The following is a 23284-nucleotide window of genomic DNA, read 5'->3' as shown; positions in this document are numbered from 1 at the left end:
AGTGGACCTGGATGCGCTTGCTGATCTCCAGCTGACTTACCCGGAAGTGGGCGCGACCGCGGCCGGACAGCTCCCGCCGGGATACGGCCACCTCAGCGTGTCAGCCCCAATCGGTACCGGACGGGATCGCTTCGAGCAAGCTGCCGACTCCGTCATGCACTGGGGTATGCAACACGGGGCCGGACTGCACGTGCAGGCCAGCTCCACTATCGCCGTGGTCTCGGCAGTTGTCGTGGTGCGGATGATGGGCTTGCTTCGCGCGCCCTGCCGCGTGGTGTACGTCATCGACGAACCCGACGTGCGCGGGTTCGCCTACGGCACGCTGCCGGGTCACCCGGAGTCTGGAGAGGAACGCTTCGCCGTCCGCTACGACCCCGCCCGCTCGGCGGTGTTTGCGGAGGTGTCGTCGTTCTCGCGGCCGGCGACGTGGTGGAGCAAGGCCGGCGGGCCCGTCGTTTCGCTGGCTCAGCGGGTCATCGCCAGGCGTTACCTGCGTGGGGTGTAGCGCAAACCTGGGCCCGCTCGCCAAGCCTGCCCTAGCGGGACGACGACGAACGCGGCTCCCCCCAACCGCCGAGTAAGCGTTCCGCGCCGGAACACATCAGCTCGATGACCTCAGCCACCGGGGCGTCGTCGCGAATCATCCCGACGCTCTGGCCCGCGTCCACTGGGGCCACCCGGAAGTCCTCGGCGTCGACGGCGTGCGCCAACTCTTCGCGGGCCGCTAGGTCCGCGGCCAGCTCACTCTCCCTACCCGTCCAGCGCGCGACGAAGTCATTGGTCAGCACCCGCGACGGGAACCGCTGGGGCCAGGGCAGACCGTCGGCGACATCGAAAATCCGGGTGACCCGGGTATCGGTTTCACGCGCAGCGATCAGGGCACGACGGCCGGCCGCACCCGTCAGGGCCTCGGGGCACGCCGCCAAGCGGGTACCCACCCACGCTCCGCAGGCGCCGGCTGCCAGCACCGCGGCCAAACTTCTGGGCGACGCCACGCCTCCGCCGGCCAACACCGGCACCGAGACCGCGTCCAGGACGGCATCAAGCAACGGCAGGGTGCCGAGCCGCACCTCGCCGTGACCACCGCCCTCGGCCCCACGCGCGACCACGATGTCCACCCCCGAATCGACCGCGCGGCGAGCCCCCAACGCGTCGTAAACCTGTGTGACGGTGGCGATTCCGGCGTCATGCGCCATGGGTATCCAGGACCAATCGGTACCGAAGCTAACCGACAGCAGCACCGGCCGAGCGGCCAGCGCGTCCTGCAGCAGACCGGCTTCCTTGCGCATGACCCAGTCCACCAGGCCGATACCGAACCGTCCGCTGACGTGCCGCAGCTGCTCGGCGAGTTCGGCCCTGGTCGCGGTGCTGCCCATGCCAACCATGCCCAAACCGCCGGCAGCGCTGACCGCAGCGGCCAAGCGACCGCCGGCAACCCCGCCCATGGGTGCGTTGACGATGGGCACCCGCAGGCCAAAGCCCCGTGACCACGGCGTGGCGAGCACCGCTAGTGAGCGCCGGGCTGGGCTTTCAGCACGGTCAGCATCACCACCGAATCCTCGACCGCGTGCAACGCGTGGCGCTGCAAGGGAATCGCGACATAGTCGCCGGTCTTGCCGTCCCAAGCGTCATCACCGGAGGTGAGGCGCACGTGCCCGTGCAATACCTGCAGCGTCGACTCGCCAGGGCTATCGTGCTCGGACAGGTCGTGGTCGGCAAGCAGGGCGAGCACGGTCTGGCGTAGTTCGTGGTTGTGTCCACCGTGAATCGTGTGCGCGGCTCGCCCGCTGTGCGATTGCTTCGCCTCGGCCAACTTCTCCGCGGCCAGGGTGGTCAGCGAAATGGATTCCATCAGTGAGTCCTTTCAGCCGGTCAGTAGCAGTATCCCCGTCACGATCAAGGCGGCCACCTTGGCCACCTCCAAACCCACGTAGACGTAGTGGGCCCGGGAGCGGGGAGCATCCAGCCCGGCGAGCACTTGATCGGAACGGCGGGTCAGGCGCGGACGCACCGCGATCAGCTGGACTGCCAACACGGCGAGCGCGACGCCGAGGGCCACCATAATGGGCACCGAGGTCGGGCCGGCCGCCATCAGGGCCACCAGGACAAGTGCGAAACCGACCTCAACGGTGTTGAGCGCACGAAACACCAACCGGCCGATGCTCAAACCGATCTGCAACGTCACGTTCGGAGCGCGGAACTTCAACGGCGCCTCCAGAAACGAAATGGCGAGCACCATCCCGAGCCATACGAAGCAAACGGCAACCTCGATCGCCGGACCGCCGCTCACGAAGCGGCCCCGTCTACCAAGAGATGGGCCAGACATAGATCCGGTTCGACGAACGCGTCGAGCCGCTCGACGCCGATGGGCGCTGCCCAGCTTTCCAACGCTCCTCGCATCAGGCCCAGGTGGATCGAACACACGACGCCGGACCGGGACTCGGCCAATTCCAAAAACGGGCAATGACGCAGGCCCAATTGCCACTTCCCGTCGAACATCCGGCGCTCGGGCGCAAACCCGAGTTCGTCGAGCAACCTGACCAGCTGATCGATCGAGCCCTCCTGACTCCTGGCAACCGCCGCCGGCTCCAGCTGCCGCCCCCACGCCCGACCCGCTTCCTGCGCCTTGGAACCGGAATCGTGTCCGGCGGCAAGATCGTTGGCAAGAACCTCGGCAAGTAGCCGGTAGTGCCGTACCCCACCGCGGTCCATCTGCTGAACCGCCTGGAACATCAGCGGCGGGCGCCCCGGACCGCGCCGAACAGGCTTGACCCGCTCCACCTGACCGTCGCCGACCAGGCTGTCGAGGTGAAAGCGCACGGTGTTGGGGTGAACGCCCAGCTCATCGGCGATCGCCACGATGCTCATCGGGACGCCGGCAACGCGCAAGACCCGCAACACCGCGCGGCGGCGTCCCGCCGGCTCGTCGACCGCGGTGCCGATCCGATTCACCCCCATTTAAGAATCTTAAGTGCTCTCGGCAACCGGGTAACCGGCCACCAGCGCGGTATCAACACCGACGGGGCCCACTTTGGCGGCCCCGCCCGGGGAACCCAATGGCTGATCGCGGCCGGGCAGGGTTTCGGTGAAGAAGGCCGCATTGTCGGCGCGGTATCGCGCAAGCGCCTCGGGTAGGTCGTCCTCGTAGTAAATGGCTTCCACCGGGCACACCGGCTCGCACGCGCCGCAGTCCACGCACTCGTCCGGATGGATGTAGAGGGCCCGACCGCCCTCATAGATGCAGTCCACGGGGCATTCTTCAACGCATGCCCGGTCCATCACGTCGATGCACGGCTCGCCGATCACGTACGTCATGGGCGCGAGTTTACACAAGTCATCTTGTAAAAAAGAGAGCATTGTCGCGCGCTCGGACAGTCGAGATAGCTTCCCGGCTACGATTGAGCGCCTGATCCCACTGTCGCAGAGGGCGATTCGAAGGTTTGCGAAGGCTAGGCCCCCCGCTACCCGGGTTGTCCCCTGCGGCCGCCATCCATGACGATCGCAACGAAAGGATGCCTCCCAGTCCGTCTACGGCATTTCGGCGGCCGACAAGCTATTGCTGGGCGCCACCGCGACCCTGGTCGGCGGGTGCGTTGCCATCGCCGGTATCGGCACCGCGCTGTTCATGGACAACCTGACCCATGTCATCGAAGTGGGCCATCTGCGATCCGTTCTGTCGGTACCCGATACCTGGGGCGTTTCTTTTCTCTACATGTGCGCCTCCGGCTCGTTCATCAGCTTCGCGTTCGCCTTCGGTCAGGTACTGCAATACAACCTGTTGGCCGAGGGGCAGACCGGCGCGCAGGCGTCACTGCACGCGGCCGAAATCGCCTTCCTCGGGCCACTACTGGGATAACAGCGCGGATCGTAGGCGGCAAATTGGGCGATCGTTTCGGCGGCGGCCGCGTCACGCTGGGCGCCTTCGTCAGCATGATTTTGGAGGCCGCGCTGCTGGTCGGTGTCGGCACCCACGCCGATCTCAGTCCTGGCCCCGGCGGTCGCCTGACGGGGGCCACCTTGCTCGGCTATGTGATCGGCTTTATCGCACTGTTCATCTGCTGCGGGGTGGGTAAGGGAACGGTGTTCAAGCTGATCCCGTCGATCTTCGCGGAGCGCAGTCGCGCCCTCCCGCTCACCGAGAATGAGCGCCGACAGTGGGCCCGCGCCATGTCCGGGGCGTTGATCGGCTTCGCCGGCTCGGTCGGCGCACTAGGTGGCGTGGCGTGGGGATCAACTTGGCCTTGCGTCAATCGTATGCAAGCAGCGGCACCGAGACGCCCGCCTTCTGGGCGTTTCTGCTGTGCTACCTGTGCGCGGCCGCACTGACCTGGGCACGATACGTACGGCCGCGCCGTCCGGCCGGCTCTGCGCCGGTGAAGCCAAACGAGGATCACCGCCTGTCTGGCGCGCCCGCCTAGGTGCACGAGCGACGCGTCGTAGCGGGGGGCCGGCTAGCGCTGCGCGACCGCGAACGGGAACAAACATCATCGTGCTGCCGCCCGCGGTGGCCACGACATGCATACTGGACCCGGCCTAGCCGCCTTGATCCATATGTTGTCCGGCAGCAGCCGGCCGAGCACCGAGGAGGGCATCATCGAGCCACATCCCGGCGTCCTGGACGCGCCCACCCGACAGACAACGTGATGGCCGGCAAGCGAGACGATGCCGGGTCGCCCCTACCCCTGTCGAACCGGGACGATGACCACCTGCAGGGGCACTGGTTACTGGCACGGCTGGGCAAGCGGGTGCTCCGTCCCGGCGGCGTCGAGCTCACCCGCACGCTGCTGGCCCGCGCCGGCGTGAACGACGCCGACGTGCTCGAACTGGCACCGGGCCTGGGCCGCACGGCCGCGGAGATCCTCGCCCGTCACCCCCGGTCGTACGTCGGCGCGGAAAGTGACCCCGACGCGGCCAACCTGGTTCGCGGCGTGCTGGGTGGCCACGGCGACGTCCGGGTCACCGACGCCGCGGATACCGGATTGCCAGACGCTAGCGCCGACGTCGTTATTGGTGAGGCGATGCTGACCATGCAGGGCGACGCGGCCAAACATGCGATCGTCGCCGAAGCGGCGCGGGTCCTCAGGCCGCGGGGACGCTACGCCATCCACGAACTCGCCCTGACTCCGGATGACGTTCCCGAGGAAGTCAGCACCGAGGTCCGCCAGTCGTTGGCCCGGGCGATCAAGGTCAACGCGCGCCCGCTGACCGTTGCCGAATGGTCGCAACTGCTGGCCGGACATGGGCTGGTCGTCAGTCACGTGGCAACCGCACCAATGGCGTTGTTGCAGCCACGGCGGATGATCACCGACGAGGGCTTTATTGGTGCCCTGCGGTTCGCCAGAAACCTGCTCACTCAGCCCGCCGCACGCAGGCGAGTCCTCATGATGCGTCAGACATTCCGCAAGCATCGGGAGCGTTTGGCGGCCGTGGCAATCGTCGCCTACAAGCCGCCGGCTTCGGGCACCTGAGCGTCATCGCAAGGCCCTGGCCTTGTGCCCGCACAGCTGGTGACAAATGGCTCTGACCACATTCGATCAGCTTCGCTAGCGTTTTCGGCAGAGCCAACGAATTACCAAAAGCTGAAGGACACGCCATGTCCTCGCACAACACCCCCTTGGGAATCATCGTCGGGATCGACGACTCACCGTCGGCGAAGGTAGCCGTACGGTGGGCCCGTCGCGAGGCCGAGCTGCGAAACGTTGCACTGGCGGTGCGCGTTTGCAGCGAGTTCGGTTGCCACCGAACCAAACCGAACGAAACCGAACGAAATGGATCGAGCATCCACAGGCACCGCTGCCCCGAACCACTGATCGCCCGAGGGACTGCGCCTAGTGGGCGCCCCACGTGCCCGGCATCATCGGCATGGCCGGCCCGCCCCTGACCCCATCGTCGGCCAGTGCTCTCAGGCCGGTCGGTGCGGCGGTGATCTGCTTGGGCGCGGTTCCGGCGAAACCCAGGGTTCGCGCACCCCGGTCACAATCGGCAGGTGCAATCCATTGCTCGCCCGACGAAGGATTCGGTTCTTGGTTGGTATCGGGCTCCAGGTCTGCGTATTCAAAACCGCGGCCGATCTTCGTAAGCTTGGCTCGCCGGCGCTGGTGCGATCGAGCTTGTGAGTGGGCGGGGAGCGCGACCGCAGCCTCCTCGGCGTCGTAGGGCACCGGCACCTTGGGTCGGCCGGCGCCGACCGCCTTCCTGGCTATCGGGATCAAGCCACCTGCCAGATAGGCATAGTTTTCCACGCCCGCACCGGTCGGCGACGGTGGTCCGAGAGCGGGGGCCGGCGCGGTCGATGCCGCCGCGGCAGTGGCGACAGTCGGTGCTGCGACTGGCGTCGCATTGGGGGCCGGGAGCGATGGCGGAGCAAGCGTTGCACCCGGTGGTGCGGGCGGGGGGCCTGCGGCAAGCGATGAGCTATCCGGTAGTACGAGGCCAGCACTCGACGTCAACGCCACCGATGGACCAACTCCAGTTAGGACGCCCCCCAGTAGCATCGGGACGTATTCGGTCGTGAGCTGAGTGAGCGTAGCGGCGAACTGCGTGACAAGTGACGCAACGTATGAAATCGCATGCATCAGCATCGTTAACGAATAGACGACTGCCGTATACACCGCGTACGCCATCTGCAGGATGGTGGTGACAAGGTTGTAGATATAGGCGATGGCCGACGCAATCATACTGACCGCGTTGTAGACGGCAACAGCGGCGAAAAGGCGTAGCGCCCAACCGATAGCACGATCAACAAAACTGATGATGTTGCCGACAAGGCTAAACGCCTGGCCAACGAAGTTGGCGATCTGACCGAGGGCCGCAACCATCAATTGCGGGATCGTGGCCGGCTCGCCTTCCACGAGGTCGGCGTTCTCGAACAACACCAGGGCTCGGTCAGCGCCCATGTCGGCACCGTCGTCCACGATTTCCTCGATGATTGGTCCGGCCTCGTCGCCGGGACGTTGCACAAGGCCGTTGGCATCACCAACGTCCTCGACAGGCTCGTCTTCCGGTTCCTCGACTATCGGTCCGGCGGGCTCTTGCAGATCAGGGCCACGCAGTAGCAGCGGCGCGGGTCGGTTGCGTGGCAAGTTCAATGCCACCGCCATATTTGCCTGTTGCTGGTACAACTGCATTACGCCCGCGGCCTGAACCCACATCCGCGCATAGTCGGCTTCATTGATCGCAAGCGGGATCGTATTGATCCCAAAGAAGTTCGTCGACAGTAGCGCCACATTGGTGGCTCGGTTGACAGACAACTCCGCCAACGTTGGCATCTCCGCCAACGCAACGGAATACGCTGCCGCCACCTGCTCGTGCGCGATAGCTTGCTGTCGGATTTCCTGACCGGCCTCTGCCAACCAATCCAGGTAAGGCCCAAACGCACCCCGATAGCCCTGCGAACCCACTCCCTGCCACGGTACGACAGCCAGCTCATTACTGAGATCCTGTGCCGCCCAGTCGTACTCAAGGCCTAGCTGTTGCAACAACTCCCCTGCCTCGGTAAGGGGGCCGGGGCCCGGACCCGAGCTCAGCGCGGTCGAATGCACCTCTGGCGGCTCGCCCATCCAGAACATGGGCAGCACCGTGAAGATCGAGAGCAAGAAGGGCAGCGTCACCTCTTACATGCCAAACGTGTAGGAAGCGGCCGCCGCGGCATCACGAGCCGCATAGTTAGCGCCGGACTCGGCGACGCCGGCCCCCGAACGGGCTAGTTCTTCGACTCCTTGAGCACCCACCAGGGTGCGCTCCCCGCCTTGGGTACTGAACACAACCGCGGCCTGTAGCGAGACCGGATCGGCAGCCGGTGGCACCACCGCCGAGATCACCGGTGCGGCAACAGCATGCGCGGCCGCCAGCCGAGCAGCGATCCCGTTCACCGCCTCACTGGCTGCCGACAGGCCAGCGGGAACTACCTGCAGTGTCATCACTCCCTACCTTCTGAGTCAGTGGTGCCGTGCTTGGTAACCGAACTGCCAACGGCGAAAAGCCGGATAGACATTAGCAGCAACACATTTGCGGGAGTAGCGAGCCTGGTCTGGGTGCCGGCGATGGTTGGGCCTTGCCAGCCAGACCTCGACCGTGCGGGCACGCCGGTGGGCTGGGAGCTCAAGCGCCGTGGATCCCTGTCCGGCTCGATAGACACCAGGTTCGGGACTGGGACTCTTGGTATCCCAGTACCGGCGTGGCGATCCACGCGCACGCCGCCGTGGCGGCGGTCACCGCGGACCAGCGCGACCCAAGAGTGGCCTGAGAACGGCACCGGGGCGGTCTGAATGCGCTGTCTGTCAACCTGTTTCACAGAACCTTCGATGCTTGCCGCCAACCACCGCGGCCCCTACCATCCCGCGCCGCGAACACCAAGGTCCTGCAGTCTCACGCCGCGCGGTCGCCCGAGCGGCCGTGATCCGCCATCCGGGGTCGGCTTAGGAAGGATCTCAGAAATGGTGGTGCCCACTGTTTTCCGTTGGCCTGATCACATTTGCCGGCCACCGCAGGCCGATATCACCGAGGGCGTCGATTCCCGCATAGCGGACGCTTTCGATGCAGCGCACCGCCAACCGCCGATCGCGCCAGCGCAGACCGCAAGCAGGTCCTTCAGGTTTTGGCGACCTGGGCATCGCGGGGCCGCCGCGCCCTGATTGCACACGGGGGTGCGACGGCTTCGTCCGTCGCCTCGATCGCGCCGTCGATGCGTTTGTTGCAACTCCGATCAAGCCATCGGCACTTCCACGGATTCAAAGCAAGAGATTCACCCGGCATGACGCACGTGGCGGTGTGCCACCCAACCCATGCGGTCGGGCGCACCTGCACCATCACCAGCTGGCCGCCTCCTGAACAACTCGCGTTTCCGAAGCCGCGAAGATGCGCTGAATCGACCGATCAGCGTGTCGTCACTTGCGTTTGCTGGAGTCACAGTAGTCACAGTCCCTACCGACGCCGTTGCCGAGCTTCGCTGTCCGATCGCGACATTGCTGCCAAACGCGCCCGGCAACTCCATTGATCTTGATACGGAAGTCGTTCGACCCGCCGCCAAGATAACTGGCGCAACCTGAAACCCGCCAGTTGGTGCCTCGCGCAACGCCGGGTGGAGCGCCAGCCGAACGGTGCGGCAAATCTGTCCAGCATCGAGCACAGCTCCGATGACCCAAATGGCAAACTCTTCCGAATCGAACTATCATCGCACGTCCGCGCCGCAACTCGATTGGGGTTTTCGTTGCCAAAGCTCCGCCTTTAACAGCGGGGCCCAGGCAGAATTCGACGCCTCGCACGATTATGCAAATTCGCTGCATTCGAACATCGCCATCTCAGCCAATAGCGCTATTCAAATTTGAGCCAAAGTAAGCTTGTGATATAACCATGGCAAATAATTTTACCGGTGAGGTCGACTTATGCCCAGGCAACAGCATTCTTTGGTGGCCCGCCGGAAGTGCCCGCGTCGCTAGCGAAAAACCTCCTCGCCAACCAGAAAACCCCCTCACGCTGCCGCGCCGAGCTTGACTCGCCCCGGCACACGGGCGTCGCGCTCAGCCCCGAGCTGGACGCCATGCCAGTTGCACCACCACAAATTTAGCTGTGCTACAAGATCTCTCGTTGTAGTCCGCGGACGCCGGACGCATCGGCCGCGGGGTTGTCCCAGCCGCCATGCGTGGGTTCATGCCACCCGGGCGAAGATCGGCCGATGTCACCGGGGGCACCGGATACGGCACCAAATCCGCGCAATAAGCACCATTGACATCTGCTATGCAAAGTATTAGAAGTGAAACGTCAAAGCGTGCAATGTCGGGCGCCGGCAGGCACCATCCGCAGAATATACGGCTGTGGGGTATTAGGTGTGAACAGAGCCTTCATCATCGATCCAACCGTAGCTGCCATCAATGGTTTGGAACTCCTTCTCGGGATTGGAATACCCAACGACGGGAGTATATTGAGCTTCACCTCCTCGCTGTTTGACAAGGGCCTTAATGAACTGGAATCGGCGTTCCCCGGCGATAGTTGGCAGGGTTCCGCCGCGGACAAATACTCCAGCAAAAACGAGACGTTCGCGAATTTCTTCAAGGAGCTCGAGGAACTCGAGCGTGAGCTCGAGGCGCTGATCGCCGATCAGGCCAGCGCCGTCAAGAAGACCCGCGAGATCCTCGACGACGCGAAGAAAGGGCTCGAGTACGTCCGTCCGGCAGCTGTGGACATGACGTATATACCGATTGTCGGTTGGGGCATGTCGGCGACGTTCCAGGCGACAGCTTGCGCAGTTGCCATGACGGCGGTAGGGGTCGGACTCGCCTACTTGATCGCAAAGACCCTGATCAACGCGGTTCGGCTGCTCGTTCTGTTGGCCAAGCTGGCAAAACTGCTGGCCTCGGTGGTCGCCAGTGTGGTGAGCGCCGTCGTGGACGTCGTGGCCGAAATCTGGGACTTCTTGAAGAACGCATTCGAATATCTCGAGCAGCTTTGGGACAAACTGACCGGGTGGGTTTCCAAGTTGCTCTCTCAGTGGTTCTCAAAGCTGGAGAGTTTCTTTGAGGGCGTGCCCGGCTTGGGCGGCCTAAGCGGTTTGTCTCAGCTAACCAGCTTGTTCGGCTCATCGGGGTCCTCCGCGTCGGGCGGCTCGGCGAGCTTGGCCAGCGCCGCCGGCTTGTCGGACGCCGCCGGCTCGGCGGGTTCGACCGGGTTGGGCAGCATGCTGGGCGGGTCCGGCTTCGGCGGCTTGTCGAAGCCTGCGCAACTGCGTTCGGCGGCCAGTCAGGCAAACCCCAGTGTCTCGAGCGCTGCCCCAGTCGGGAACCTGATGGAACAGATGGGCGAACCGTCACAACCGGCCTCCGCGCAGGGGCCCCAAGGTATGGGCGGCATGCATCCGGCGTCGGGGTCCAAGGACGCAACCACCAAGAAGTACGCGGAAGGCGCCGCGGCGGGAACGGACGATGCCGAACGCGCACCCGTCGAAGCCGGCGTCAGCGGCGCCCAAGCGACGCCACTGCTGCGCGCCGTCTGAACCCCGTTGACCAGCCAAACCCACTGCCAACTAACGCTGTAACACGACCCGGACGGAAAGGACTGTGATCGATGACAGCCAATCTGAAAGTCGAACCCGAGTTCCTCGGAGTACTGGCCTCCCACCACGACAATGCGGCGGCCGACGCCACCTCGGCCACCGAATCCGCGGCCGGTCTCAGCGATTCGGTGACGGTCACTCACGGTTCATACTGCAAGCAGTTCAACACCGCGTTGCAGATGTACGAGAACACGCGCAATACCCTCGGCTCGTCCTTGCATACGGCCGGTATCGATCTGGCCAACTCGCTACGCAGTGCGGCACGCGCCTATCTCGAGGCCGACGAAACATGGAGCACCACTCTGAGTTCGTTGTTCAGCTGACCGCACTGGTAACCCACGTTGCGCTATCCGATGCGGTTGTCGAGAAGGGACGCCGTGATGGCGCTACCTAGGGATGACTTCGACCGCGACGATTTCGACGCCGTTGATCCCTGGGGCACCGACGGCGCGCCCCGGTGGGCTGTGGACCCGATCGTTGGGTTGGCCCGGCCTGCGCCCACCGACGGCGAGACCACCGTGGACGACACGCAGGCTCAGGTCGAGACTGCCACGGTGACCAATCCCCAAGGCAGCGTGTCGGTGTCGGCGTTGATGGATGGCCGCGTCGAGCAGATCCGGCTCACCGCCCAGGTGGTGCGGATGAGCGAGTCGCAGCTCGCCGCCGAGATCCTGGTGATCGCGGACTTGGCTCGACAACGGGCGCAGTCGGCACAATATGTGTTCATTCTCGACAGGATGAGTCAAGCCGCCGACGGGGACCAACAACGCCTGGCATGCCTCGGCGAATTCGTGCGCAAGACCTGGAATTTGCCGACACCGGCAGAGGCCGCGACGGCAGTGGCCGAGGTCTTCGCCAGCCGCTACAACCCCGATGGCAGCCTCCGAGACACCGACGCTGCTCGGTGAGGCTTCGGCTGTGCATCTGCCAACCAAACATGCTGCGGTCCAGCTCTTCGTGCTGATGACCTGACTTTGGCGGGGCCGCGCAGGGCCCGGTCGGGCGGTGGCGGGCGCGCTACCGAGGCCGGCAATTTGTGACCTCCGGCCATACCGGCGATCAATGAGTCGATGGACACTCGACGGATGAGGCAGTTCGACGACCGCGCTGATGCCGGCCGGCAATTGGCGCAACGGCTGGGGTTCTTGCGGGGCCACGACGTGGTGGTGCTGGGTTTGCCGCGCGGCGGTGTGCCGGTGGCTTTCGAAGTTGCCGTGGCGCTACACGCTCCACTCGATGTGCTGCTGGTGCGCAAGCTTGGCGTGCCCTTGCACTCCGAGCTTGCCTTCGGTGCCATCGGCGAAGGCGGCGTGCGGGTAACCAACGACTCCGTGGTCCGCGAGGTTGCGCTGCACGAAAGGGAAATGGCTGAGGTCGAGGAGGCCCAGTGGGCCGAGCTGCGGCGGCGGGTGCGGCGTTTCCGCGGCGATCACGCCCCGATCGCGCTGCCGGGAAAGATCGCGGTGATTGTTGACGACGGTGTCGCGACCGGGGCCACCGCGCAAGCGGCCTGCCAGGTTGCGCGCGCTCAGGGTGCCAGCGGGGTGATTTTGGCGGTGCCCATTGGGGCGTCTGACACCGCCGAGAGGTTCGCCGACTACGCCGACGAGGTGGTGTGTCTGGAAACACCAATCCCGTACTTCGCCGTCGGCCAGGGCTACCGCAACTTCAACCAGACCTCGGACGAGGAAGTGGTCGCGCTGCTCGATCGCGCCCGGGCCAGATTCGCCACGGTTGGTGGCGCCGACGAGGCGCCACGCGACCGGGAAGTCCGGCTGACCGCCGAAGGCGTGTCACTGGTCGGGTTGCTGACCATTCCCGATCGCGCGACCGGTGTCGTCGTGTTCGCTCACGGCAGCGGAAGCAGCAGACACAGTCCCCGCAACCGATATGTCGCTGAGGTACTCACCCAGGCCGGATTGGCTACCCTACTGCTCGACCTGCTGACGCCCGAGGAGGAGCGCGACCGTGCCAACGTCTTTGACCTCGCTTTGTTGGCCCGTCGATTGGTCGACGTGATGGCTTGGCTGGCCGGCCTACCTGACACCGCCGCGCTGCCAGTCGGCTTGTTTGGGGCCAGCACGGGCGCCGGCGCCGCCCTGGTTGCCGCCGCGCATCCGGGCGTCAAGGTGTCGGCGGTGGTATCCCGCGGCGGGCGGCCCGATCTCGCCGGAGACACGTTGCTCGAAGTGCGGGCCCCTACCTTGCTGATCGTGGGCGGGCGCGATGACGCGGTTCTCGAGCTGAACCGACGGGCGCAAGCGGCGATGCCAGCGGTGTGCGAGCTTGCGGTGGTCCCCGCCGCCACGCACCTCTTCGAAGAACCGGGCACCCTTCAGCAAGCCGCGGCCCTGGCGCGTGACTGGTTTCTCGGACACCTGGGTCAGCAATAGGGCCCGGCTAGTGATGCAGGCCCGTCACCGGCTGGTGAGTGCTGGCCTGAATGTCCGCGGAAGTCAACGCGAACAACTGATCCGCCAGATCGGTCAACGCGCGGGCGATCGCGAGTTCGTCGCCGATCTGGGCCACCGGCTCGTCGGCCGGGTCCAGCCGTGCCAAGCCGATCCCGACCAGCGTGTGATCGCCCCACTCCAGTCGCGCCTTTGCCCGGGTGCGCTCCGCACGCTCTTGGACCATCACATCAATTCGGCAGGCCTTGGCGGCCCTGGTGTCGTCGCACGCAGCTGTCATCGCCGCCTCCTTATCGGGTCACCTTTGATGCCATCATCGCCGAACTGCGGGTTAGTAGAGGCAAAGGTCACAACCGTGGCAACGCCGCGCGCGGCGGCCGTCATCGAAACATCAGAAACACCGTCTCCGCTGGGCCCTGCAGACGGATATCGAAGCGGTAACCCGCACGGCCCGGACCATTTTCGTCGACACACACCAAGGTGGACCGACGACTGGCATCGACTCCGGCCAGCACCGGATCGGACTCCAGATCGGTTGCGGGCAGATAGGCGCGAGTAAATAGCCGGTGCAGCAGACCTCGGGCAAAGACTGTGATCGCAAAAAATGGTGGCCGGCCGGCTACCGAACCCGGTGCCACAGTGGTGAACTCATAGTGCCCGTCGGTGTCGGTTGCGGCTCGGCCGAACCCGGTAAACCCGTCACGGCGCAATGAGCCGGCCCGTCGTGGGATACCCCCCTCGGCGTCGGCCTGCCACAGTTCAAGCAGCGCGTCGGGGACCGCCACGCCGGCACCGTCGTACACCACGCCGTGCAGCCGGAGGGCGCCCGGATGCGCTGCGCTGACCAACATGCTGTCACCTGGATAGCACAGGCCGAGCGCGAAGAACGGTCCGACGGTTTGTCCAGGGGTGCAGGATAATTCAGTCACCGGCGTCTCCCTCGGTCCAGGTCCGGCGACCGCCCGAAAGCACGATGTCCCAGCGGTAGCCGGTCGCGTACTCGGGCTGGGTGACGTCGTGGTCATAGGTGGCGATCAACCGTTGCCGAGCTGCGGGGTCGAGAATCGATTGGAAGATCGGATCCAAATCGAAAAACGGATCGCCGGGAAAATACATCTGGGTGATCAGGCGCTGGGTAAAAACCGTTCCGAATACCGAGAAGTGGATGTGCGCGGGCCGCCAGGCATTGTGATGGTTGCGCCACGGGTATGGGCCAGGCTTGATGGTGACAAAGCGGTAGGACCCGTCGAGCCCGGTCAGACAGCGACCGGCGCCGGTGAAGTTGGGGTCGAGCGGAGCGGAGTGCTGGTCTCGCTGGTGGCGATAGCGGCCGCCGGCGTTGGCTTGCCAGATCTCCACCAGCTGGCCGGCAACCGGCCCACCGGATCCATCCAGCACCCGGCCGGTCACGATGCAACGCTCCCCTATCGGCTCACCCACGTGCCCGGCCGTTAGATCGGCGTCGAGGGGGTGCACTTCCTGCTCACCGAAGATCGGTACCCAGCGTTCCACCTCTTCGGGGTCCACGGCCAACAGCGAAGCCCGCGGGTGACGCATGAGGCTGCTGCGATACGGCGGGTAGTCAAGCCGCGGCTGACTTTCGTTGCCACCTTGGCGCCGGTATTCGGCTGCGACGGTATCGATCTCCGCCGTGATGTCGTCTTGCGATGCGACGCACTCCGGTGCGGCTTCCACAATAGGTCAGGCTACTAAAAGAGCCGTCGCACGCTTTAGCGTTAACCCATGACGCGCGACTACGTGTACGACCCAGGCTACTCCGAAGAACGCCGGCGGTTGGCCGGCATCGAGAGCCTGTGGGACCCGGGAACACAGGCGTTATTGGACTCCCTCGGCATCGGTGCGGGCTCCAGGTGCCTAGAAATCGGTGCCGGCGGGGGCTCGCTACTGCGGTGGATGACCGGGCGCGGCGCCACGGTGCTGGCCGTCGACGTCGACACGCGCTTCATTGAACCGCTGGCCGACGACGCGATCGAGGTCCGCCGCCTCGATATCCGCACCGAGGAACTTCCCGCGGGCGAGTTCGACATCGTGCATGCACGACTCGTGCTCGAACACCTACCGGATCGCCGGCAGATCCTTGACCGCCTGGCCAATGCCCTGCGTCCCGGCGGATGGATGGTCATCGAAGACTATGACTGGACCTCATTCGGCTTCGAGGGCGGTGGGAGCGACCTCGACCGGGTCACCGGGGCGATCCTGGCCTTCATGCAGCAAGCCGGATTCGAGCCACATTACGGCAGGCAGCTCGTCGCCGACCTGGCCGCCGCCGGCCTGACCGAGGTTCGCGGCGAAGGCCGGGCCCGAATCATCGATTCCAGCGCACCAGGTTTCGACTTCTTCAAGCTGTCATTCGACAGCGTCAAGGATGCCGTCGTCGAGGCCGGTCTGCTGTCCAGGCAAGACGCGGACGCGGCGGCCGCCCGTTTCGGCGAGGACATCCGGGTCTTCACGCCGCTCATTATGGCCGGAATCGGACGCCGGTAGTCGAGACACGGCCCACGCGTCGCGGTCTCGACTGGTGGCAGCGACGGTGAATCGCCACTCGGGCCGCTGAACAGCCGGTGCCGCGCGCTGCCGATCATCGCGAGACTCTGATAGATTCTGTTATACAGAATCTATCTCTGTTGATCAGAATCCGCGACCTGAGATGGTGAGCCCAACGTGACCGATCACCGAGTTGCCTTCGATGGCCTTGTGGACACCGTGCGCCGCGGGATGGTCCCCGCGCACATCTACAACGACGAAGAGCTTTTTGCATGCGAGAAAGAGCGGCTGTTCGGCCGCGCCTGGATGTTCGTGGCGCACGAATCGGAGATTCCGCACGACGGCGACTACGTTGTGCGACGGGTGCTTGACGATTCGTTCATCGTCGCCCGCGATGCCAATGGCGAGGTGCGCGCGATGTTCAACATGTGCCTGCACCGCGGCATGCAGGTGTGTCGCGCGGAGATGGGCAACGCCTCCAACTTCCGCTGCCCCTATCACGGTTGGACATACCGCAACACCGGCAGGCTCACCGGCCTGCCGTTCCACCGTGACGCGTACGGCGGCGACGCCGGGTTCACCAAGAACCAGACTCTGTTGCCGGCACCCCACATTGCCACCTACAACGGCCTGATCTTCGTCAACCTCGACGCGGATGCCGAACCATTGGCGGGCTACCTGGGCGATTTCCGGTTCTATCTGGACTTCTACACCAAACAGAGCGCCGCGGGCCTGCAGGTGCGTGGGCCGCAGCGCTGGCGGATCAAGGCGAACTGGAAGATCGGGGCGGAAAATTTCGCCGGCGACATGTATCACACGCCGCACACGCACGCCTCGATCGTGGAGATCGGATTGTTTCGCGAGCCGAAGGCACAGAAGCGCAAGGACGGCGCGACCTACTGGGCGCACCGAGGAGGTGGCACCACCTACAAACTTCCGCCGGGCACCTTCGAAGAACGCATGCGCTATGTCGGTTACCCCGACGACATGATCAGCCGGATGACAGCGGTGTGGACTCCGCAGCAGCGGCGGGTGATCGGTGAGGACGGCTTCATGTTCTCGGCCGCAACATGTTTTCCGAATCTGAGTTTCGTGCACAACTGGCCCAAACTCCCGGGGCGAGAAGACGTGCTGCCGTTCATCTCGATTCGCCAGTGGCAGCCGATCAGCCAGAACGAGACCGAAGTGTGCTCGTGGTTCGCCGTGGACGCCGCGGCACCCGAACAGTTCAAGCAGAACTCATATCGGGCCTACCTGATGTGCTTCGGGTCGACCGGCATGTTCGAGCAGGACGACGTGGAGAACTGGGTTTCACTGACCACTACCGCGGGCGGCTCGATGGCCCGACGTCTGCTGCTCAACAGCCGGATGGGCCTGCTGGCCGACGACACCCCGCTCAATGAGGCGCTGGGCGCGGAATCGTTCCATGGGCCGGGACGAGCGCAAGTCGGGTACAACGAATACAACCAACGCGAGTTGCTCAAGCTGTGGGCCCAACAGGTGGCGTCGGCATGATGAGAAACCCGCTACCGTTCAACGATATTCGCCACCTTCAGGCGCATCAGTTTCTGGTGGACGAGGCCTACCTGCTGGATACTCAACAATATGAGACCTGGCTGGACACGCTGACCGACGACATTCGCTACGTCATGCCCGTGCGGGTGACCACCGCGCGTGGCGCCGAATTCGACACCTCGCCGGGCATGGCCCATTTCGACGAGGACAAATACTCGCTGGGCCAGCGGGTGGCGCGATTCGCCACCGAACACGCCTGGACCGAAGACCCCCCGTCGCGGCTGCGTCACTTCATCACCAATGTGCGTACCTTCGCCGGCGAGGACGGCGACCACCTGATGGTCGAATCGGCCGAGTTGCTATTCCGCAGCCGTGGCGACGTCAACGACGGGGCACTATTGTCCTGCGGCCGAAAGGATTTGCTTCGTTGGAGCGACCAATGCTGGAAATTGGCCCGGCGCAACATTGTTGCCGACGAATCGGTACTGCGGATGCAGAACTTGGCGGTGTTCCTATGAATCCTGTGGGGGAACCGATCATGTTGGCCAACGAATTCTCCGAGGTGGTGGTGCAGCGGATCGACACCCGCAACGGTGCACGCCTACTGATCAGCGCACCCCGGACCGGACAGTGGATCAGCCTCGACGTGCTCGAGGTAGAGGCGCTTACCTGGCAGAACGCCCGTACGCTGGCCGCGATGATCGGCAATTGCCATGCGCCACTGCTGCCCGACGAGCCGGAGGCCGACGATGACGCGCTGGCTTGACAGCAAGCGCGCGCTGGTGGTGGGTGCTGGTTCCGGGATAGGTCGGGCCGTCCTTGACGCGTTTCGCGCCGAAGGAGCGAAAGTGGCAGTACTGGAACATGATCGCGCCAAGTGCGACCGGTTGCGTCACGAGCTTCCGCAGGTTCCGGTGATCGAGGGCGACGCGACCACCCGATCGGCCAACGCCCATGCGGTCGCGACCGCGGTGCAGGCCTTCGGCGGACTGGACATACTGATCAATTGCGTCGGTGTCTTCGATTTCTACCGGGGGTTGACCGACATCGACGCCGACAACCTCGATGCGGCGTTCAACGAGATGTTTCGTACCAATGTGCTGAGCCATCTGCAGTCGGTCAAGGCCGCGATCCCGGCATTGCGGCGGGAAGCTGGGTCCGCGATCGTGTTGACCGAGTCCACATCGTCGTTCTACCCCGCCCGCGGCGGTGTGCTGTATGTGTCATCGAAGTTCGCCGTGCGCGGCCTGGTGGCCGCCTTGGCCCACGAGCTGGCTCCGCAGATTCGGGTCAACGGGGTGGCGCCGGGCGGCACGCTGAACACCGACCTACGCGGTCTTACCAGCCTGGGGCTTGACGCCATTCGTCTCGACGACACTCCGGACCGGGCCAGCGATCTAGCCGCGCGCACTCCGCTCAAGGTCGCACTCACCGGCGAAGACCATGCCTGGAGCTACGTTTTCCTGGCCTCCGACCGCTCCCGCGGCATCACCGGCGAAACCACGCACCCGGACGGCGGATTTGGGCTCAGCGATGCACATGGCCGAAATGCTTGACCAGCAACGCAATTTGGTGGCGCAGGGCTGCCGGGTCGCCGCGGCGCGGGGTCTGGTCGACGGCATTCTGGGTCATCTGAGTTTGCGAGTCGACGACGATCATCTGTTGGTCCGGTGCCGAAGCGACACCGACACCGGGGTGGCGTTTACCCGCCCTTCCGACATCCGGCTCATCACCTTCGATGGCACCGCCGGCGCCGACGGCGAACTCGACGGATACCGGGTGCCAAACGAGCTGCCCGTGCACCTCGAGACCATGCGGGCCGATGCCGGCCACCGCGCTGTCGCGCACCTGCACCCACCGTCGGTGGTCGCCGCCGATCTGGCCGGTATCACGATGCGGCCGATCTACGGTGCCTATGACATTCCCGGTACCCGGCTCGCCCGCGACGGCGTGCCCGTGTACGAACGCGCGGTATTGATCCGAAATTCGGCTCTCGGCAGGGAAATGGTGGCGGCAATGGGTGGCGCCCCGGTGGTGATCTGTCGTGGGCACGGAATCACCAGTGCCGCAGCCACTGTGCAACAGGCGGTTTTGCAGGGGATCAGTCTGGACAAGCTGGCCCAGATGTCGTTGCGGGTATGCGCGGCCCGCGGCGCTCTGCGCGAAATCGACGACTCAAGCTGGGATGACCTGCCGGACTTGGGATCCGGCTTCAACATCGACGCGGCCTGGCGACACGAGGTCGCCCGGTTAAGTGATCACCCCAGTTGATCGCCAATCTCCTTGGCCGCCTTCACTAGCGCGGCGGCAACCGCTGCATGCCGGGACTTGTCCAGCCGGTTCCGAGGTGCCGCAGCGTTCAATGCGAGCCGCAGGCCCGGCGCGCGCACCGGTATCGGCACCGCAATCGACGCAACACCTTCCTCGCTCTCTTCGCGATTGACCGCATAGCCTCGCTGGCGGATGCGGGAGAGCTCGGCTTCCAGCTGCGCGCGGGTGCCGATCGAGCGCGGGGTGACGCGCGCCAACTGCTCGTCGGGCAGGAGCTGGTGCAATTCCGGTTGCGAAAGCTGGGCCAACATCGCCTTGCCCGTCGAAGTGCAGTGCGCGGGCATCGTGCGTCCCAGCCGCGAGGCCACCCGCACGGCCGACGGGCCCTCTACCGCAGCGACAAAACGGACGCTGGCGCCGTCTAACAGGCCGATGTGCACGGTTTCGCGCAGCTGCTCACTGAGACCGCGCAGAATCGGGGTGGCGGTTGCTTGGATGTCGATGCGGCCGAAAATCGCGAATGCAACGCTGGTTAACGCCGGACCGGGCAGGTACGCCTTGGACACCGGGTCCTGTCGGACAAAACCGCGGTAGGTCAGCATCGCCAGCAACCGGTGTGCGGTGGAGGACGCGACGCCCAGATACTGGGTGGCCTCGCTCAGCCGGATCTGAGGCTGCTCACCCAACAACAGCAGCAGTTTGAGCGCGTTGTCGACGGACTCGATCGGATACTGCGGCGCAAGCGAATCCGCGGCCCGCCGATCTCCTTTCCGCATGCCTACGACGCTACCGGCGCTCCGGGAGCGACTGCTACCCGGCGCTGCCGTTGTCACCGGGGGCGCCCATCAGGCCCTCCAGGCCGGTGCTGCCACCCGGCGATCCCCCCGCACCGCCGGCGCCGCCGTTGCCGCCCAATGCCAGATTGCCGCCGGATCCGCCAGTGTTAACCGCGCCATTGGTGGCGGCACCGCCGTCCCCGCCGCTACCACCCTGTCCCCCTTGGCCGCCTTGGCCGCCGGTACCACCCGCACCGGTGCCGCCGGCGGCGCCCGCCCAGCCGATCAGCCCGCCGGCTCCCCCGCTGCCGCCGGTGGTGCCACCGGCGCCGCCCATGCCGCCGGTGCCACCGTCGCCGCCCAAACCGCCGTTGTTGCCGTCGCCGCCGATGGCCGTTCCGCCGGCGCTGTCGGCCGCGCCACCGGCGCCACCGTTGCTGCCAACACCACCGACGCCGCCGACGCCACCGGTGCCACCGACACCGCCGGCTCCGCCGGCACCACCGATACCGATGAACGATCCGGCCGCGCCGCCGTTGCCCCCAACACCACCGGCACCGCCGTTGCCGCCGGTGCCGCCCATGCCGCCGGCCGCGCCGAGGCCGCCGGTGCCACCGGTGGCAGTACCGGCGGCGGCGGTCACGGCTTGTCCGCCAGTGCCGCCGTCACCGCCGTCGTAGCCGGTGGCTCCGACGCCGCCGGTGCCGCCGATCCCTCCGGCGCCGCCAGCGCCGCCATTGCCGATGAACATCCCGCCCCGACCGCCATCGCCGCCAGCACCGCCGGTGCCGCCGTCGGTGGCCAAACCGATTGCCGAGGTGCCGCCCGCTCCGTTACCGCCGGCGCCTCCCTGCGCGTCACCGGCGGCCGTATTGCTGCCCTGACCGCCCGCTCCGCCGGCACCTCCCGCACCGCCGTCGGCCCCTGGCGAACCTCCAGTGCCGCCGTCACCGCCGGTGGCCGTGCCAGCGTTGGTGCTGTCGGTCTCACCGGTGCCTCCCTGGCCGCCGGCGCCACCACCGCCGCCACCGCTACCGCCGGTACCTCCTTGTCCCCCGGTGCCGCCGGTGCCGTTGAAGCCGTCGTCGGAGATTCCGTTGCCGCCGTTGCCGCCGATTTCCCCGTCCTCGGCGGCGCCACCGGTGGCACCCGCGGTCCCGTTCCCGCCGATTTGATTTCCGTTGCCCATGTTGTCGGTGCCGTTTGCGGCCTGGTTCGGGTTCGCAGTCGGGGTTGGGTTCGTCCCGTCCGTCCCGGCGAGGCCGGTACCCCCCTGCCCACCGGCTCCGCCCGAGCCGAACCAGTTGGCATTGCCGCCGTTGCCGCCCTGGCCGGGGAGGCTACCGAGGATGCCGGCCATCGCCGGCCCACCCTGGCCGCCATTGCCACCATTGCCCAGCAACGTCCCACCGGCGCCCCCATCGCCACCGGTCGCGCCGGCCCCGCCCAGGCCGCCGTTGCCGCCGTTGCCGACCAGCAGCGGCCCGGCCCCGCCCATGCCACCGGAGGCGCCAATCCCTCCGGTACCACCGACACCGCCGCCGCCGAAGAAACTGGCCGCACCGCCCGTGCCACCGGCGGCGCCATAGGCACCGTCCCCGCCAAATCCGCCGTTGCCGAACACCCCACCGACCCCGCCGGTCCCGCCCATCCCGCCGGTGCCGAGCGCCATCGTCGAGGCCCCACCCGCGCCACCGGTTCCCCCGTTGCCGATAAATCCGGCCGCACCACCGGTACCACCGACCAAGCCGGTGACTCCGACACCACCGACGCCACCGGCGCCGCCGTTGCCGAGCAAAATCCCGCCGCTGCCACCGTTTCCGCCGGCGGCGCCGTCTCCGCCCGTACCCCCGGCCCCGCCATTGCCGAACAACCCGGCCGCACCACCGGTACCGCCGACCTGACCAACCCCACCCGAACCACCATTGCCACCATTGCCGATCAGGAGCCCACCATCGCCGCCGGCAGCGCCGGTGCCGTCCGCTCCGTTGGCACCGTTGCCGATCAGCGGACGCCCGAACACCGCCTGCGCCGGGGCATTCACCACTCCCAGGAGCTGTTCCAACGGCGATGCATTGGCCGCTTCGGCCGCGGCATAGGCTCCCATGCCCGCCGTTAGCGATTGCACAAAACGCTGGTGAAAAGCCGCGGCTTGGGCGCTGAGGACCTGGTACCCCTCGGCATAGGACCCGAACAACGCCGCGACCGCCGCTGACACCTCGTCACCCGCGGCGGCCACGACCGTGGTGGTCGGCAATGCGGCCGCAACGTTGGCCGCGGTGAGCGCCGATCCGATGCCCGCCAAATCCGAGGCCGCCGCTGCCACCGTTTCCGGAACCGCAAACACAAATGACATCTGCCAACCTCCCACACAGGACAATGCGATGACCGAGCGCTCGGCAGCAATAAATCCTATCGCCACAGCGAATAAGCCGATGGATATTCGACTAACGGCGTGTACGCGTCGGCAACATCGTCAGCAGCCACATCCGCATTTCGCTGGTGGGCTAGCGAAAGCTATTGTCCCGCAGGTAAATATCGCTTTTCAGGACAACTTCGGCCGATCCGATCCGATGCACGTCCAAGGAATCAGCCAGCGACCACAGATTTCGTCAAGCAGATCATCTAACCGTACGTCAGCAAGTTTGCCGCGAGATTTTCTCGGCGCGCCAAAGACTGGCCTCGACCCGACTTGTGAACGAACTCCGGACTGTGGATAAGCGCCGTGCGTGGAGGATCTGACGACGGTTGTCGTCGTG

At 65.7% G+C, this 23284-nt stretch carries 25 protein-coding genes and 2 pseudogenes; 15 read left to right on the top strand and 12 right to left on the bottom strand.

Annotation, left to right across the window (positions count from 1 at the left end; translation table 11 throughout):
* Position 1: 1 nt before the first annotated feature.
* The gene (locus MB901379_RS09230) at positions 2-505 is read left to right on the top strand and encodes a DUF1990 family protein (protein ID WP_158016344.1); all 504 of its coding nucleotides are present in this window, start codon (positions 2-4) and stop codon (positions 503-505) included.
* Between the two features lie 31 nt (positions 506-536).
* On the opposite strand, the gene MB901379_RS09225 is transcribed toward MB901379_RS09230, so the two are convergent.
* The 5 genes from MB901379_RS09225 to fdxA are packed head-to-tail and all read right to left on the bottom strand — an operon-like array spanning position 537 to position 3315.
* Positions 537-1505, bottom strand: a complete 969-nt coding sequence (locus tag MB901379_RS09225) for an NAD(P)H-dependent flavin oxidoreductase (protein WP_158016343.1) — start codon at positions 1503-1505, stop codon at positions 537-539.
* A gap of 2 nt (positions 1506-1507) precedes the next feature.
* A complete protein-coding gene (locus tag MB901379_RS09220) occupies positions 1508-1852 on the bottom strand; it encodes a cupin domain-containing protein (RefSeq protein WP_158016342.1) in 345 nt (114 codons plus the stop codon).
* A 12-nt stretch (positions 1853-1864) separates the two neighbouring features.
* The gene (locus tag MB901379_RS09215) at positions 1865-2290 is read right to left on the bottom strand and encodes a hypothetical protein (RefSeq protein ID WP_158016341.1); all 426 of its coding nucleotides are present in this window, start codon (positions 2288-2290) and stop codon (positions 1865-1867) included.
* The gene (locus tag MB901379_RS09210; protein ID WP_158016340.1) at positions 2287-2958 is read right to left on the bottom strand and encodes a helix-turn-helix transcriptional regulator; all 672 of its coding nucleotides are present in this window, start codon (positions 2956-2958) and stop codon (positions 2287-2289) included. Before MB901379_RS09210 ends, MB901379_RS09215 begins: the two co-directional genes overlap by 4 nt.
* A gap of 9 nt (positions 2959-2967) precedes the next feature.
* Positions 2968-3315, bottom strand: coding sequence for a ferredoxin (gene fdxA / locus MB901379_RS09205; protein WP_158016339.1), 348 nt, complete (start codon positions 3313-3315; stop codon positions 2968-2970).
* Positions 3316-3592: 277 nt separating this feature from the next.
* Here fdxA and MB901379_RS09200 point away from each other — a divergent pair.
* The 4 genes and pseudogenes from MB901379_RS09200 to MB901379_RS23980 form a co-directional block, all read left to right on the top strand.
* Positions 3593-4418: pseudogene (locus MB901379_RS09200) on the top strand (MFS transporter); the annotation flags it as partial.
* Between the two features lie 97 nt (positions 4419-4515).
* On the top strand, positions 4516-4644 hold the full coding sequence (locus MB901379_RS24995) for a hypothetical protein (RefSeq protein WP_269462779.1): 129 nt from the start codon (positions 4516-4518) through the stop codon (positions 4642-4644).
* A complete protein-coding gene (locus MB901379_RS09195) occupies positions 4644-5468 on the top strand; it encodes a class I SAM-dependent methyltransferase (protein WP_158016338.1) in 825 nt (274 codons plus the stop codon). The genes MB901379_RS24995 and MB901379_RS09195 overlap by 1 nt, the downstream gene beginning before the upstream one ends.
* A gap of 125 nt (positions 5469-5593) precedes the next feature.
* Positions 5594-5713: pseudogene (locus MB901379_RS23980) on the top strand (universal stress protein); the annotation flags it as partial.
* Between the two features lie 115 nt (positions 5714-5828).
* Here the strand turns inward: MB901379_RS23980 and MB901379_RS09190 are convergent.
* Positions 5829-7610, bottom strand: a complete 1782-nt coding sequence (locus MB901379_RS09190) for a PPE family protein (protein ID WP_158016337.1) — start codon at positions 7608-7610, stop codon at positions 5829-5831.
* A 3-nt stretch (positions 7611-7613) separates the two neighbouring features.
* Positions 7614-7919 carry a PE family protein gene (locus MB901379_RS09185; protein WP_158016336.1) on the bottom strand — a complete coding sequence of 102 codons (306 nt, stop codon included), beginning with the start codon at positions 7917-7919 and terminating at the stop codon, positions 7614-7616.
* A 1907-nt stretch (positions 7920-9826) separates the two neighbouring features.
* On the opposite strand from MB901379_RS09185, the gene MB901379_RS09180 reads away from it, so the two are divergent.
* The 4 genes from MB901379_RS09180 to MB901379_RS09165 all read left to right on the top strand — a co-directional run bounded on the left by MB901379_RS09180 (position 9827) and on the right by MB901379_RS09165 (position 13440).
* The gene (locus tag MB901379_RS09180; RefSeq protein ID WP_158016335.1) at positions 9827-10987 is read left to right on the top strand and encodes an EspA/EspE family type VII secretion system effector; all 1161 of its coding nucleotides are present in this window, start codon (positions 9827-9829) and stop codon (positions 10985-10987) included.
* Positions 10988-11058: 71 nt separating this feature from the next.
* Positions 11059-11370, top strand: a complete 312-nt coding sequence (locus tag MB901379_RS09175) for an ESX-1 secretion-associated protein (RefSeq protein ID WP_158016334.1) — start codon at positions 11059-11061, stop codon at positions 11368-11370.
* A gap of 57 nt (positions 11371-11427) precedes the next feature.
* Entirely contained in the window at positions 11428-11955 is a 528-nt protein-coding gene (locus MB901379_RS09170; RefSeq protein WP_158016333.1) for a secretion protein EspD, read from the top strand.
* A gap of 177 nt (positions 11956-12132) precedes the next feature.
* Positions 12133-13440: a phosphoribosyltransferase gene (locus MB901379_RS09165; RefSeq protein ID WP_158016332.1), complete on the top strand. Its 1308-nt coding sequence runs from the start codon at positions 12133-12135 to the stop codon at positions 13438-13440.
* Between the two features lie 7 nt (positions 13441-13447).
* Here MB901379_RS09165 and MB901379_RS09160 read toward each other — a convergent pair whose 3' ends face one another.
* The 3 genes from MB901379_RS09160 to pcaH all read right to left on the bottom strand — a co-directional run bounded on the left by MB901379_RS09160 (position 13448) and on the right by pcaH (position 15153).
* Positions 13448-13738, bottom strand: coding sequence for a dsRBD fold-containing protein (locus MB901379_RS09160; protein WP_158016331.1), 291 nt, complete (start codon positions 13736-13738; stop codon positions 13448-13450).
* 100 nt (positions 13739-13838) lie between these two features.
* Complete coding sequence (gene pcaG, locus MB901379_RS09155; protein WP_232022025.1) at positions 13839-14387, bottom strand: protocatechuate 3,4-dioxygenase subunit alpha; 549 nt, start codon at positions 14385-14387, stop codon at positions 13839-13841.
* Complete coding sequence (gene pcaH, locus MB901379_RS09150; RefSeq protein WP_158016329.1) at positions 14380-15153, bottom strand: protocatechuate 3,4-dioxygenase subunit beta; 774 nt, start codon at positions 15151-15153, stop codon at positions 14380-14382. Before pcaH ends, pcaG begins: the two co-directional genes overlap by 8 nt.
* A gap of 48 nt (positions 15154-15201) precedes the next feature.
* Here pcaH and MB901379_RS09145 point away from each other — a divergent pair, with 48 nt between their 5' ends.
* The 6 genes from MB901379_RS09145 to MB901379_RS09120 all read left to right on the top strand — a co-directional run bounded on the left by MB901379_RS09145 (position 15202) and on the right by MB901379_RS09120 (position 19749).
* Positions 15202-15963, top strand: a complete 762-nt coding sequence (locus tag MB901379_RS09145; protein WP_158016328.1) for a class I SAM-dependent methyltransferase — start codon at positions 15202-15204, stop codon at positions 15961-15963.
* 231 nt (positions 15964-16194) lie between these two features.
* On the top strand, positions 16195-17478 hold the full coding sequence (locus tag MB901379_RS09140) for a Rieske 2Fe-2S domain-containing protein (protein ID WP_158019050.1): 1284 nt from the start codon (positions 16195-16197) through the stop codon (positions 17476-17478).
* On the top strand, positions 17478-17996 hold the full coding sequence (locus MB901379_RS09135; RefSeq protein WP_158019049.1) for a 3-phenylpropionate/cinnamic acid dioxygenase subunit beta: 519 nt from the start codon (positions 17478-17480) through the stop codon (positions 17994-17996). Before MB901379_RS09140 ends, MB901379_RS09135 begins: the two co-directional genes overlap by 1 nt.
* On the top strand, positions 17993-18244 hold the full coding sequence (locus MB901379_RS09130) for a dihydrodiol dehydrogenase (RefSeq protein ID WP_158016327.1): 252 nt from the start codon (positions 17993-17995) through the stop codon (positions 18242-18244). The genes MB901379_RS09135 and MB901379_RS09130 overlap by 4 nt, the downstream gene beginning before the upstream one ends.
* The gene (gene hcaB, locus MB901379_RS09125) at positions 18228-19034 is read left to right on the top strand and encodes a 3-(cis-5,6-dihydroxycyclohexa-1,3-dien-1-yl)propanoate dehydrogenase (RefSeq protein WP_158016326.1); all 807 of its coding nucleotides are present in this window, start codon (positions 18228-18230) and stop codon (positions 19032-19034) included. The genes MB901379_RS09130 and hcaB overlap by 17 nt, the downstream gene beginning before the upstream one ends.
* Positions 19018-19749 (top strand): class II aldolase/adducin family protein, encoded by a 732-nt coding sequence (locus tag MB901379_RS09120; RefSeq protein WP_158016325.1) that lies wholly within the window; start codon positions 19018-19020, stop codon positions 19747-19749. The genes hcaB and MB901379_RS09120 overlap by 17 nt, the downstream gene beginning before the upstream one ends.
* On the opposite strand, the gene MB901379_RS09115 is transcribed toward MB901379_RS09120, so the two are convergent.
* Positions 19737-20525 (bottom strand): IclR family transcriptional regulator, encoded by a 789-nt coding sequence (locus MB901379_RS09115; RefSeq protein ID WP_158016324.1) that lies wholly within the window; start codon positions 20523-20525, stop codon positions 19737-19739. The genes MB901379_RS09120 and MB901379_RS09115 overlap by 13 nt on opposite strands.
* A 34-nt stretch (positions 20526-20559) precedes the next feature.
* Entirely contained in the window at positions 20560-22881 is a 2322-nt protein-coding gene (locus MB901379_RS09110; protein ID WP_158016323.1) for a PE family protein, read from the bottom strand.
* Positions 22882-23284: the final 403 nt, after the last annotated feature.

This window comes from Mycobacterium basiliense, from assembly GCF_900292015.1.
GTDB classification, from domain to species: domain Bacteria; phylum Actinomycetota; class Actinomycetes; order Mycobacteriales; family Mycobacteriaceae; genus Mycobacterium; species Mycobacterium basiliense.
This window is presented reverse-complemented; position numbering and strand designations above follow the sequence as displayed.

Coding starts and splice junctions, on each gene's coding strand:
- MB901379_RS09210 (WP_158016340.1), bottom strand. CDS start 2,958: ATGGGGGTGAATCGGATCGGCACCGCGGTCGACGAGCCGGCGGGACGC.
- fdxA (WP_158016339.1), bottom strand. CDS start 3,315: ATGACGTACGTGATCGGCGAGCCGTGCATCGACGTGATGGACCGGGCA.
- MB901379_RS09130 (WP_158016327.1), top strand. CDS start 17,993: ATGAATCCTGTGGGGGAACCGATCATGTTGGCCAACGAATTCTCCGAG.
- MB901379_RS09160 (WP_158016331.1), bottom strand. CDS start 13,738: ATGACAGCTGCGTGCGACGACACCAGGGCCGCCAAGGCCTGCCGAATT.
- MB901379_RS09170 (WP_158016333.1), top strand. CDS start 11,428: ATGGCGCTACCTAGGGATGACTTCGACCGCGACGATTTCGACGCCGTT.
- MB901379_RS09185 (WP_158016336.1), bottom strand. CDS start 7,919: ATGACACTGCAGGTAGTTCCCGCTGGCCTGTCGGCAGCCAGTGAGGCG.
- MB901379_RS09145 (WP_158016328.1), top strand. CDS start 15,202: ATGACGCGCGACTACGTGTACGACCCAGGCTACTCCGAAGAACGCCGG.
- MB901379_RS09140 (WP_158019050.1), top strand. CDS start 16,195: ATGGTCCCCGCGCACATCTACAACGACGAAGAGCTTTTTGCATGCGAG.
- MB901379_RS09175 (WP_158016334.1), top strand. CDS start 11,059: ATGACAGCCAATCTGAAAGTCGAACCCGAGTTCCTCGGAGTACTGGCC.
- MB901379_RS09195 (WP_158016338.1), top strand. CDS start 4,644: ATGGCCGGCAAGCGAGACGATGCCGGGTCGCCCCTACCCCTGTCGAAC.
- MB901379_RS09220 (WP_158016342.1), bottom strand. CDS start 1,852: ATGGAATCCATTTCGCTGACCACCCTGGCCGCGGAGAAGTTGGCCGAG.
- MB901379_RS09135 (WP_158019049.1), top strand. CDS start 17,478: ATGAGAAACCCGCTACCGTTCAACGATATTCGCCACCTTCAGGCGCAT.
- MB901379_RS09165 (WP_158016332.1), top strand. CDS start 12,133: ATGAGGCAGTTCGACGACCGCGCTGATGCCGGCCGGCAATTGGCGCAA.
- MB901379_RS09115 (WP_158016324.1), bottom strand. CDS start 20,525: ATGCGGAAAGGAGATCGGCGGGCCGCGGATTCGCTTGCGCCGCAGTAT.
- MB901379_RS09120 (WP_158016325.1), top strand. CDS start 19,018: ATGGCCGAAATGCTTGACCAGCAACGCAATTTGGTGGCGCAGGGCTGC.
- MB901379_RS09110 (WP_158016323.1), bottom strand. CDS start 22,881: ATGTCATTTGTGTTTGCGGTTCCGGAAACGGTGGCAGCGGCGGCCTCG.
- hcaB (WP_158016326.1), top strand. CDS start 18,228: ATGACGCGCTGGCTTGACAGCAAGCGCGCGCTGGTGGTGGGTGCTGGT.
- MB901379_RS24995 (WP_269462779.1), top strand. CDS start 4,516: ATGCATACTGGACCCGGCCTAGCCGCCTTGATCCATATGTTGTCCGGC.